Source organism: Polymorphospora sp. NPDC050346 (genome assembly GCF_040655695.1).
GTDB lineage: Bacteria > Actinomycetota > Actinomycetes > Mycobacteriales > Micromonosporaceae > Polymorphospora > Polymorphospora lycopeni.
This window is the reverse complement of sequence record NZ_JBFAKM010000014.1, coordinates 135424-146712: the sequence shown is the minus strand read 5'-3', so window position 1 is coordinate 146712 and position 11289 is coordinate 135424. Positions and strand designations below refer to the sequence as shown.

The 11289-nt window shown below is 71.0% G+C and carries 10 protein-coding genes; 5 read left to right on the top strand and 5 right to left on the bottom strand.

Going from position 1 to position 11289, the window contains the following annotated elements; genetic code table 11:
* Window positions 1-16: 16 nt before the first annotated feature.
* Window positions 17-541 carry a hypothetical protein gene (locus AB0I42_RS17100; RefSeq protein ID WP_357538348.1) on the top strand — a complete coding sequence of 175 codons (525 nt, stop codon included), beginning with the start codon at window positions 17-19 and terminating at the stop codon, window positions 539-541.
* A 51-nt stretch (window positions 542-592) separates the two neighbouring features.
* Here AB0I42_RS17100 and AB0I42_RS17095 read toward each other — a convergent pair whose 3' ends face one another.
* On the bottom strand, window positions 593-937 hold the full coding sequence (locus AB0I42_RS17095) for a hypothetical protein (RefSeq protein WP_357538346.1): 345 nt from the start codon (window positions 935-937) through the stop codon (window positions 593-595).
* A 358-nt stretch (window positions 938-1295) separates the two neighbouring features.
* Here AB0I42_RS17095 and AB0I42_RS17090 point away from each other — a divergent pair, with 358 nt between their 5' ends.
* Window positions 1296-1985 carry a LuxR C-terminal-related transcriptional regulator gene (locus tag AB0I42_RS17090; RefSeq protein WP_357538344.1) on the top strand — a complete coding sequence of 230 codons (690 nt, stop codon included), beginning with the start codon at window positions 1296-1298 and terminating at the stop codon, window positions 1983-1985.
* Here AB0I42_RS17090 and AB0I42_RS17085 read toward each other — a convergent pair.
* From AB0I42_RS17085 to AB0I42_RS17070, 4 genes are all read right to left on the bottom strand, one after another.
* Window positions 1978-3525: a PH domain-containing protein gene (locus tag AB0I42_RS17085; protein WP_357538342.1), complete on the bottom strand. Its 1548-nt coding sequence runs from the start codon at window positions 3523-3525 to the stop codon at window positions 1978-1980. The two genes, AB0I42_RS17090 and AB0I42_RS17085, sit on opposite strands and share 8 nt — an antisense overlap.
* The gene (locus AB0I42_RS17080; RefSeq protein WP_357538341.1) at window positions 3522-4025 is read right to left on the bottom strand and encodes a PH domain-containing protein; all 504 of its coding nucleotides are present in this window, start codon (window positions 4023-4025) and stop codon (window positions 3522-3524) included. Before AB0I42_RS17080 ends, AB0I42_RS17085 begins: the two co-directional genes overlap by 4 nt.
* Window positions 4026-4086: 61 nt before the next feature.
* Window positions 4087-6834 (bottom strand): AAA family ATPase, encoded by a 2748-nt coding sequence (locus AB0I42_RS17075; protein ID WP_357538339.1) that lies wholly within the window; start codon window positions 6832-6834, stop codon window positions 4087-4089.
* A 636-nt stretch (window positions 6835-7470) separates the two neighbouring features.
* Window positions 7471-8367 carry a DUF4231 domain-containing protein gene (locus tag AB0I42_RS17070; RefSeq protein ID WP_357538338.1) on the bottom strand — a complete coding sequence of 299 codons (897 nt, stop codon included), beginning with the start codon at window positions 8365-8367 and terminating at the stop codon, window positions 7471-7473.
* A 207-nt stretch (window positions 8368-8574) separates the two neighbouring features.
* Here AB0I42_RS17070 and AB0I42_RS17065 point away from each other — a divergent pair, with 207 nt between their 5' ends.
* The 3 genes from AB0I42_RS17065 to AB0I42_RS17055 all read left to right on the top strand — a co-directional run bounded on the left by AB0I42_RS17065 (window position 8575) and on the right by AB0I42_RS17055 (window position 11252).
* A complete protein-coding gene (locus AB0I42_RS17065) occupies window positions 8575-9369 on the top strand; it encodes an AAC(3) family N-acetyltransferase (RefSeq protein ID WP_357538336.1) in 795 nt (264 codons plus the stop codon).
* A gap of 61 nt (window positions 9370-9430) precedes the next feature.
* A complete protein-coding gene (gene fxsA / locus AB0I42_RS17060) occupies window positions 9431-9607 on the top strand; it encodes an FxSxx-COOH cyclophane-containing RiPP peptide (RefSeq protein WP_357538335.1) in 177 nt (58 codons plus the stop codon).
* Window positions 9564-11252 carry an HEXXH motif domain-containing protein gene (locus tag AB0I42_RS17055; protein ID WP_357538333.1) on the top strand — a complete coding sequence of 563 codons (1689 nt, stop codon included), beginning with the start codon at window positions 9564-9566 and terminating at the stop codon, window positions 11250-11252. The genes fxsA and AB0I42_RS17055 overlap by 44 nt, the downstream gene beginning before the upstream one ends.
* Window positions 11253-11289: the final 37 nt, after the last annotated feature.

The following is an 11289-nucleotide window of genomic DNA, read 5'->3' as shown; positions in this document are numbered from 1 at the left end:
TTCCCGTGGAGACTCGATGCTCCGTAGGTCGAACGCCCCTGCCCCGACCGCCCCCGCCAAGAGGATCCGGACGAGAATCGTCGCGACGATCGCCGGCCTGCTCGTCGGCGTACTCGCGGCCCTGTCGATCACCACCCCGGCACAGGCCGCGACCGCGTCCTGGAACCAGCACCAGGGGACGTCCTACCCGACGATCTACCAGACCAACTGGCTCTACTACGGAAACGCGTTCACCGCACCGGCGACCCCGCCGGGCGCCGTGATCACCACGGTCTACTACCGCTGGATCTTCATGGAGATTCCGCCGCCGCAGCGCATCTACACCGTCTATCTGTGCGCCGGCCCGAACGGCACCCAATGCCTACTCGTCAACCCCAACCTCTCGACACAGTCGTGGAGCGGCACGACAACGGCATTCGCCGGCTTCCCGGCCAACACCACCTTCCAGTACGTGGTCGGAATCGGCGCCCCGACGACCTACGTACTCACTCCCCCGAAACACAGCAGCAGTTACGAACTGACCGTCACCTACACCTATTGACGGCCCGCCCGGGCCCCGACCACCGCGCGGGGCCCGGGCAACCCGGCCGGGTCAGCGGACCCGCAGATTGACCAGCGAACCGGCCGGTGGCCAGCCGGCCGGCGGAATCTCGCCGAGCCAGACGTACTCCAGGGAGTCCACGCCGGCTTCGGACGCGAAGAGCAGCACGACGTCGCCTTCGGTTCCAGCCACCTCCGCCTCGGCGACCAGTTCGGTGCCGGCGACGGGGCCGGCGGTGAAGTAGACGGTGGGGCAGCCGCAGCCGCACACCGCCCGCACCCGGAGCCGGGTCGCCTCGGCCCGCAACCGCCACCCGTGCCGGATCGGCAACTCCAGCATCGCCCCGAGGATCTCCCGCTCCGCATCGCCCAGCACCCGGCCCGTGTCGTCGGTCATGACAGAAGCATGCCTCGGCACCGTCGTCCGATGCCCGGCCGGACCTCGGCAGGCATACCTCGATTCCGCCACCCTGGGCAAACTCTGAGGTAACGCCAGTGGCAACCGTTGGAAGATCCGTAGAGACCGCCACGCGAGGACGCCTCCGCGGGCACCCCTAGGGGCACGGCATCACCAACCCCTAGGTGGCGACCCCCTGCTCGTCCCCTGCCGATAGGGGGCGGATACGGGTTTCACATTCGCCGCCCCCGCCACCATGATCGTTGGCGTCCGACAGGTTCTTCGCCCCTTCCGGTGGACGAGGTCATCACCACACGTGATCGCCGCTTACCGCGCCATGGAGAGGAAACGAGTTCGCGTGTCACAGGCATTGATGGACCTTGCGCCGCAGGAGATCGTCGACCGGGCCCGGCTCGCACAGCTGCACAGGCACGCGGACGCCTACCGGTCACTGCTCGAGCGGTCCGGGATCTGCATGGCCAGTGTCGACCTCACGCTCAAGATCCAGGAAGCGAACGAACAGTTCCGCCGCGATCTCGGCGGTTCCGGCGACGTCGTCGGCCGCGACCTCTTCGACTTCCTGCGGCTGGGCCCCCAGACCCAACTACGCCGCCAGTTCGTCCGCCTCATCGAAGGCCGCAGCGAACGGGTCAGCGAACGGATCGTCGGCGTACGGGCCGACGACCACCTCTTCCCCGGCCAGCTCACCGCCGTCCCCGTACGCGGCCGGTCGCCGCTGATGGCCAGCATCGTCGTGACGCTGCAGTGGGACGAGTCGGCCGCCGAGACGGCGATCCGTACCGCCCGGCACAAGGTCCTCACCGAACTCGACGCCCGGATCCTGCAGGGCGTCGCGATGGGCATGTCGACGGTCAACCTGGCGGGCGAGCTCTACCTGAGCCGGCAGGGCGTCGAATACCACGTGGCGACGATGATGAAGAAGCTGAAGGCGCCCAACCGGGCCGCGCTGGTGTCCCGGGCGTACTCGATGGGTGTGCTGAACGCCGGCACCTGGCCACCGCAGGTCTCACCCGACTTCGTCAAGTGACCTCGTCGTCATCGTCGGACTCCAGGAACTGACCCAGCAGCCCCGGCACGGCGGTGTCGGCGAACGCGAGCCCCTGGGCCTGTCCGATGTCGGGAATCCGGTACGCCCCGTGGTTCGCCGCCGTGGTCGCCGTCAGGGTGACGAGGCCGACCCGGCGCTGCATCGGCGAGCTGGTGACCTGCCAGCCGACCACCCCGTCGCGGAGCAGGGCCACCGTGCTGCGGCGGATCGTGCCCCGGCGGGCGACCAGGTATCCGCCGGTGATGCCGTGCCCGAGGTTGCGATAGGCGTCGAGCGCCAGCCCGATCCCGACCGGCAGCAGCAGGACGGCGGAGATCCAGGCCAGTTCCACCAGTACGTCGGTCAGCAGCGCACCCAGCAGGGCGAGCAGCCCGGAGAAGCCGGCGACCGCGGCCACCGCCCAACCGAGGCGCCGGCGCCGCGCCACGGGCGGATGGCCGGTGAGCTGGACCGCTTCGGTCGGGTTCACCGGCTCACGCAGGATGGCGGCGGCCACCCGGTGCGCCAGCGCACGCGGGGCTGTCGGGAGCAACGTACGCGGGTCGCTGCGCTGGTCGTCGGCGCGCAGCGCCAACCCGGTGGCGACCGCGTCGAGCCGGGCACCGCCGGACAGCCGGGCCCCGATCGGCTCCACCAGTTCGATGCCGCGTAGCCGGCGCTCCTCCAGGGTCAACGACCGGGAAGTGACCAGTCCGCGCCGGACCAGCAGCGTGCCGGACTCCCGGGTCAGCCGGTAGGACCACCACAGTTCGATCCAGAGGGCGAGCGCGCCGATCGAGCCGACCACCATGCCGATGCCGGCCAGCGCCGCGATCATCACGATCAGCGGAACACCGTCGAACAGGTCGCCGACCCAGGAGATCACGGCGGCTTCGGCGGAGAACCACTCGGCGGCCTGCATCACCGCGCCGAAGGCCGAGGCGCCCAGGATCGGGGTGGCGATCGACAGCGGGGCGTATCTCAGCCACGCCCAGCGGAACCGGGCCAGTGGCGCGGCGTCGTCCTGTTCGGTGTCTTCCGGAGACTTGCGCAGCAGTTCGCGCCGCATCTGTTCGGCGACGGTGCGGTCCACCGGGTCGAAGCTGATGACGACCTCGCCGAAGGAGTCCTGCTGCCCGGTGCCGACCTTGACCCTCGCCACACCCAGCATCCGGTAGATGACGTTGGCGTTGACGTCGACGCTGCGGACCCGGTCCCGCGCGACCGACTTGTGGGTACGGAACACGAAGTCGAACTTCTTCTCGATCCGCTGATCGGTGACCCGGTGGAACTCATACCGCCAATTGACCAGATCGACCAGAACGCCACCGACCACGATCAGCAACGCCGGCCCGCCGACGAAGGTCAGCACCACCGTCGTGGAGACACCGCCCCGGAGCAGGAAGAAGGCGGTCGTGCCGCCGGCGGCGAGCACCCACCCGATCAGGTAGATCGCGGTGACCACCAGCGTCCGGCCGTCGAGCCGGTGCCAGGCCGCCTCTTCGCCTGGTCCGCCCGGGTGTTCCTCGGCACCGGTCACGTCGCGTCCCCGGGGGTGGCCTGGGTGACCTCGGTCAACTGGTGGGCCAGGGTCTCGGCGCTCTCCCGGTCCAGTCCCTCGATCTTGATCGCGCCCTTGGCGGACGCCGTGGTGACGGTCACGGTCGACAGCGCGAAGCCCTGTTCGATCGGGCCACGGACGGTGTCGACCGTCTGGATACGCGAGATCGGCGCGATCCGCCACTGCTGGAGAAACCACCCCCGGCGGGTGTAGACCGCGTCCTTCGTGACCTCCCACCTGTGCACCCGGTAACGGATCCACGGCACGACCAGGGCGTAGAAAAGCGTCACGACACCGATCAACGCGGCGGCCAGCAGCAGCCACTGCCGTGCCGGCCGGACCAGCAGCCCGACGACCACCAGAGGGGCCAGGACCGGGATGGAGACGACGACCGCCTGCACCGCCCACCAACCGATCGCCCGGCGTTCGACCGGATTACGAGGCGGCCGGAGCCGCAGGGTGCGATTCACGTCCGTCACGTACACAGTTGATCAGTCACCGCGACCGGAGCGCCAGCACCGGTTCGGGCACGGGCGTGCACTACGCGGTGTTGCGTAGATCCCCGGCCAGGCTGAACGGCAGGTCCGAGCGGCGGTTGATCCGCAGCTTCCGGTAGACGCGGGTCAGGTGCTGCTCGACGGTGCTGACCGTGATGAAGAGCTTGCGGGCGATCTGCTGGTTGGAGTGCCCCCGGGCAGCGAGCGCCGCCACCCGCCGCTCGGCGTCGCTCAGCTCCTCGATCATGGAATCGCCGGCCGGCTCGGCCCTCAGGTGGCTCACCGGCCGGGCCGGGACCAGGTCGTTGAGATCGTGTTTGGTCGCCACCTGCTGCGCCCGGCGATGGGTCGTCCTGGCCTTGGTGTGCTCGCCGAGCGCACGCTGCGCCGCGCCGAGTTCGGTCAACGCCTCGATAAGTTCCGTCTGGTCACCGCCGGCCTGTAGCTCGTCGACGGCCTCACGCAGGATCGGGACCCGTTGCGCCGGGTCGGTCGCCGCCGCCAGGACGCGCAGGGTTATCCCCCGGGTACGACGGTTGGCCGGGCCCAGCCGGGCGAGTTGGTCGGTGACCAGGTCCTCGCCCGGCAGCCCGAGGGCGAGGCGCGCCTGCGCCAGGTCGGTGCGCCACGGCAGAATCGCCGGCAGGTCGCCGCCCCATTTGGCGACCAGTTCTCCGCACGTTCCGAAGTCCTCCATCGCGGCCTTGTAGCTGCCCCGGGCCAGGTGGAAACGACCCCGGGCGCGCAGGTACTGCAATCCGAAAGGGGTCCGGAACATGACGTCCGGAACCGGCACGGCAAACAACCGGAGGGCTTTCTCGAATTGCCCGCGACGGGTCGCCGAAAGCAGGAGCACCGACAACGGAATGCCGACGAAGATGCCCAGTCCACCGGGCTGGACGCGACACATCGCGGTGCTGGCGTGCCGTTCCGCTTCCAGCATGTCGCCCTGCCGGAAACTGATTACCGCACGTATCGAGGAGAGCAGGGCGCTCCAGGTCGGAATGTGCCGCTCGTCAGCCTGGGTCAGCAACGAGTCGCACCAGAACGCCGCCGTCTCCAGGTGTTCGGCGGCGACCAGGATCTCCAGCGCGGCGAGGACCCCGTCGTAGGTGTGGTCGTCGATCCGGTACTGCTGCAGGATCGCCTGTGCGTCGTCCACCGCGTCCTCGGTGATCCGGCCGTGCCGGAGCGCGTCGATGATCGCGGCCGTCTGGATCCGCAGCTTGCCGGTCGACGTGGCCAGCGCCACCGCCGGTGGACGGATCCGGTCGCACGGTAGCTGCCCGGCCAGTTCGGGATAGACGTACGCGAACCGTGACTCGACCGGGTAGAGGGTGATCGCCGCTTCGGGGTCGTCGGGGTCGACAGCGTCGACGGCGGCGGCCAGGACCGCTGCCGCCTGCGCCGGCCGGCCGAACCACATCAGGTGGTTGACCAGCATCGCCGCCGCCATGACCGGCAGCTCTCCGGCCAGGCCGGCCTTGAGCAGGGACGGGGTGTAGCGCTCGGCGGTGGCCGGGTCGAGGCGCCAACTGGTACGCAACAGGGCGGCCTGGATCCGTACGCACTCGGTGATTCCGTCCCGGCCACGCTCGGCGAGCCGGAGGCAGTCCAGCGCCACGGTGGTGTCGTCGGCGGCGAGGGCCTGCTCGGCGGCCTCGTGCAGCAACGGCACCGACCACGGTGCACCGGCCCGGCGGGCGGCGAGCTTGTGCCGGGCGACCGTCAGCGCCGGCGCGCCGTTGCGGTACAGCAGCTTCGCGACCCGCTCGTGCAGGTCGGCCCGGTCGTCCGGGCTCATGGCGTCGAGTACGGCGGCGGCGGCGCGCGGATGCCGGAACCGGCCGTCGGCCAGGATCCCGACCTCGGTGATGGCGGTCAGTCCACCGGTCGGCGCGGCGCAGATGTCGCGGACCAGTTCGTCGAGCAGTCTGGGGGTCGCCGGCCCGTCGAGCACGGCCAGCCCGCGGGCGACCGGCAGCATCGACTCGTCGCCCCGGTAGAGGCAGGTCAGCACGGCCTGCGCGTACGCCTCGCCGGCCGCCGGTTCCGGCGTGCCGGGGCGGCCGACCCGGTGGTCTTCGATCAGGGCGTTGAGTAGCAGTGGGTTCCCGCCACTGACCCGGTGCCAGGCGGTCGGGCCGACCGCGCCCAGGTCCGGGTGCCCGGCCAGGGCGGTGGCCACGCCGGCCGGCGAGAGCAGGTTGAGCCGCAGTTGCCGGGAGTTCGCCTGGCTCTGCAACTCCGCGGCCAGCATGGGCCACGAGCGGCGCAGTCCCCCGGACTCGTTGATCACGATGAGCATCCGGGCCCGGTCGATGCGGCGCAGGAGGTAGAGCAGGTATTGCATGGATTCGGTGTCGGCGAGGTGGGCGTCGTCGATGCCGATCAGGAGCGGCGTACGGTCGGCGAGTTCGAGCAGGACCCGGGTCAGCCCGCGCCACGCCCGCACGTCGGGGTGTTCGGCGACCGGCCCGTCCCCCGTCCCGGTGGTCGTCGCCTGGGAGTCGAGCAGTCGGGCGATCTCGGCCGTGGCGTCCTCGGGCAGGCCGGCCCCGGCGAAGACCTGGCCCATCAGTCCCATCGGAAGGTCACGCTCGGCCCGGGAGCCCTTGCCGATCAGGAACGTGAAGCCGGCGTCCACGGCCCGCTGGGCAACCAGCCGCAGCAGCGCGGTCTTGCCGGAACCGACCGGCCCGGTGATCGTGACCGCGCCGCCGTTTCCGCTCGCGCATTCGGTCAGGGCCCCGTCCAGAAGCGCCGATTCCATATCACGCTCGACCAGCATTCGCCCCCCAATAGCGCATGACAGACCCGAGGTCGTCGGCACCGGCATCCGTGCCACCCGCCGTCACCATCGGTACCGCGGTGGCCGCATACCGCCGACCGGACGCCGGCGAAGCCGGAAATGAAGACCTTTCACTACGTCAAAGCGTGAACGAGCTGCTACACCAGGCTTTCGGCGTCCAAGTGGGCATCCGAAAGACGACCACCGGCTTATAAAACGCCATGTGGTCAAGGCCAGCAAGCCGACTTAGATCACGCGGCGGTAACAGCGGCGACCGGCAACGGCGCTGGAAACGAGCAAGCGACCAGACATTCAACTTGTCGTTAATTTTGTGACAATCGAAGCAATGTCAGCCGATGCGGCTTTCGCCCGCCGATGTGATCACTTCTCGGATTATCACCGCGGGAAAACCACGCCGCCGACACGCTCCGCACCCGCAGCCCCGCACATGGTTGCCGAAAGGCAATGGTCACCGGCCGGACCGACGCGACCGACACCCCCGACCGACCCGTTCACGCCGCCCGCTCATGATCTTTATCACCGCCTGCCACCAGCAGACGGAAACGAGGCTAGAGCCGGCGGCGGCCGGCCCGAACCCCTATCGGTCCCCTACCCACTCTCCGCGCCGGACCGGTGTCAGACGGCAAGATCCTCGCTGTTGAGCTTGGCCATCCAACCCTCGTTCTGGATGGAGATCACCCGCTCGCAACTGGCCACGAGCGCGTCGTCGGCGTCGTCGCCTCCCGGCCCGTCGGCGTACCGCGCGAGCAGATCCTCCAGGCCGTCCGCCGTACGGGTGAACTCGATCTGCTGGTATTCGTAGCGTTCCGCGGCGGCGTGCGCGACGACGGCGGTGCTGACCGTGGTGACCAGGCCGACCCAGGCGGTCAGCCCGGCGCCCGGCACGAATCCGGCGACGGCGGCGAGAACGGCCCCGAGCATGGCGAGACCAAACTCGATCCGCCGCACCAGGCTGACCCGGCGCCGCAGCTCGGCCGCCCGGCGCCGGTAGTAACCGTCGATCTGGGCCCGGGCCCGGCCCTGGACGTACGAGTCGACGTCGTGCACGTCGGGCAGGGAACGTGGCACCGGGGCGATCCCCGCCACGTACTGCTCCAGATCCTCGGTGCCGGTCATCAGGGCGTCCAGGCGGTCGACGAGGACGGTGGCGCGGTCGTCTCCCCGATAGGGCGCGACCCCGGCGAGATAGGTGTAGATCTCGGTCTTGAGCGCCTCGGAGACCGACCGCGCCCGGGTCCAGTCCCGGACCACTGTGGATCCGGCGCCCTTGCCGAGCACCGGCACCAGCCCCAGCGACACCGCGGCGAGGCCGGCGAAGACCTTGGCGCCGGTCGGCACCGAGCTGATCAACTGGACGGAGACGGCACTGAACAGGGCGCCGCCGACGGTCAGGAGCATGGCCCCGAGCCGGGCCCGTTGGATCTGTGTCTTGAGCTGGTTGGCGCCCTGGGACCAGACGCTCTGCCGCCGCCAGCGAACGGCGAGCACCTCGGCCGACGTCGTTGCCGTCATAACGAGAATTCTCGATACTCACCACCAACATCGGAAGTGGCCGATCGGTCCGCAGGTCCGTCGCGAGCCGGTCGACCGTCGACACCGTGGCCCGGCCGCGGTGGTCAACCGGCACCACGACCCGGCAGTACGGTCTGGACGAAATCTGGGGGATGGAACCTCATGTCGGACGTACGCGAGCCCCGACAGGTGCGAGAATCACGCCTCGTGACGGCACCCGCGTCCGGCCCGCAAACCAGGGTTTCCCTCGCGACCGATCTCGCCCGGCTGGGCGTGGCGCGCGGCGAAACGGTCCTGGTACACACGTCGTTGAGTGCGCTGGGCTGGGTCTGCGGGGGCGCCACCACCGTCGTGCACGCCCTGCTCGACGTGCTCGGACCAACCGGCAACCTCGTGGTCACCGCCCAGTCGCCGGACAACCGCGACCCGTCGACCTGGACCGACAATCCGGTGCCGGAGTCGTGGTGGCAGACCATCCGGGACCACCTGCCCGGGTTCGACGCCGCGCTCACGCCCAGCACCGCCGTCGGCGTGGTCCCCGAGCGGGTACGGACCTGGCCGGGTGCCGTACGCAGCAACCACCCACAGACCTCCTTCGCCGCCATCGGCCCGCGCGCCGCCGAGTTGATGGAGCACCACCTGCTCGAGTCGCCGCTGGGCGACGAGTCGCCACTGGCCCGGCTGGAAAAGGCCGACGCCAACATCCTGCTGCTCGGCGTCGGCTTCAACCGCTGCACCGCCTTCCATCTCGCCGAATACCGGCTGCCGTCGCCGCCGCGCCGGATCGCCGCGTGCGCGGTGGCCGACGGTGCCGGCCGACGTTGGATCGAGTATCCGACCGTCGCGCTCGACGACGGCGACTTCGGCCGGCTCGGTGCGGCCTTCGAGGGCACGTCCGGGCAGGTCACCGTCGGCCGGGTCGGCGCGGCGGAATGCCGGTTCCTGCCGATGCGGCCGGCGGTCGAGTTCGCGACATCATGGCTCACGCTCAACCGGAACTGACACCGACGCGGTCGGCCCGCCAAGCCGACAACGCCGCACCTTTTTGCCCAGAGGGGTTGTTGTGGAAGACCACAGGCAGGACATCGACACCGACGTCATCCAGCTTGCCGATTTGCCGCTGCACCTGTTGCTGACCATGGAGGACACCGTTCTCGGACACTCGCTGCGCCGCGTTGCCGAGGAGGCGATGGCCGGTGCCGGGTCCGACGCGGTCTCTGCCTTCAACTCCAGCATCTGACCCGGCCGTCCGGGCCCTTCGCCTGACGGCGGCCCAGTTCGGCACCCTGGCCGCCGGCTACGGCGACCCGACCGCCGTCGCGGTCCTGCGCGACGGGCAGCTCACCAAACGCCGCCTGCTGCTGCGGGCGCTCGCCGACACGGCCGGGGCGGCGGGAACCGCCGCGCTCGACCTGCTGTCGGCCGCCGACCGGCGGGCTCCCGAGGCAGTCCGGACCGTGCTCGCGCAACCCCACCTCGACGCGGCGGCGGCCGCCCGGCTCCGCCGCGGCAACCCCGACGACCTGCTGTGCCGGTACGCCGCCGCCGGCGCCGCCCGGGCCGGGTTGCGGTTCACCATCCGGGTCCCCACCGACGCCGGACACCTGCACCTGCCGGCGCTCGGCACGGCCGTCGGGGTCGGCCCCGGGCCGGCCACCGTACGCGGGACGGATGCCGGGGTCACCGTCACCGGCAGCGCCGGCACGGTGTCCGTACCGGCGCCGTTCGACACCGGTACGCCGGACTGGTGGCCACTGCGCCGGCTGGCCGTCGAGGCGTCCGGGCAGCGGCTCACCATCGCCGTCGACGACGTGGACCCGGAGCGGGACTGCTACCAGTGGCCGCCCGCCGGCCGGCTCGACGACGGCGGTCTGGCCGACCTCGCCGCGCTGCTCGGCGACGCCTGGCGGCTGATCGTGGCTGATCATCCCCGCCATGCCGAGGCCATGCGATGTCTACTGTGGTCGATGGTGCCGCTGTCGCCGGCCGCCGGCAACGTCAGCGCGGCGTCCCGCCGGGCGGGTGGCTCGATCGCCCTCGCGACACCTCCCGACGCGACCGGCCTCGCCCTGCTGATGTTGCACGAGTTCCAGCACATGAAGCTGCACGCGCTGCTCGACCTCGTCGACCTGCATTCCGCCGGCGGGCCGGCGAGACACCGCGCCCCCTGGCGGATCGACCCGCGGCCGGTCGGAGCCCTGCTCCAGGGAACGTACGCCCATCTCGCCGTGGCGGACTTCTGGCGACGGCACCGGCACCGGGCCGCCGGACCCACCGCGCACCTGGAGTACGCGTACTGGCTCGCGCAGAGCCGCCAGTCAGCCGCCACCTTGGCTGCCTCCGGCGAACTGACCGGCCCCGGCGCCACCTTCGTCGCCGGGCTCGCCGGGACGCTCGACGGCTGGCACACCACCGAGGAGGTGCCTTCCGGGGTGGGGCAGGCGGTGGCCGACCTGTCGGTCGCCGCCGCCGTCTCGTGGCACCTGCGCAACCTGCGCCCGACGGGCACGGCGGTGGACGCGCTCGTCGCGCAGTGGCTGGCCGGGGCCCGCCGCCCGGACCTGCCGGCCGCCCACTGGGGGCCGGCGCCGCCCGCCGGCCCGGCACCGGTTTCCGGAATCGAGTCGGCGATCCGCGACCACCTCATCAGCGAGCACAGTGGACCGCCCGGCGCCGACGACTGGTCGCGCCGGCTGGCCACCGACCCCGACGACGTCGAGGCCTGGATCGGACTCGCGGTCGCGCTGCGCCCGGTGGACCCGGTCGCCGTACGCGGTCTGACCACCCGCCCGGACCTGGTCCGGGCGCTGTACTCCCACCCAGACACCGGTCCCGCCGAACCGTCGGGGCTGGCCGCCTGGATCGGCGGTGGCCTCGACGGCTGAGCACGCCCGGGACGGCGTCGGCCCCGCGGGCGAACCG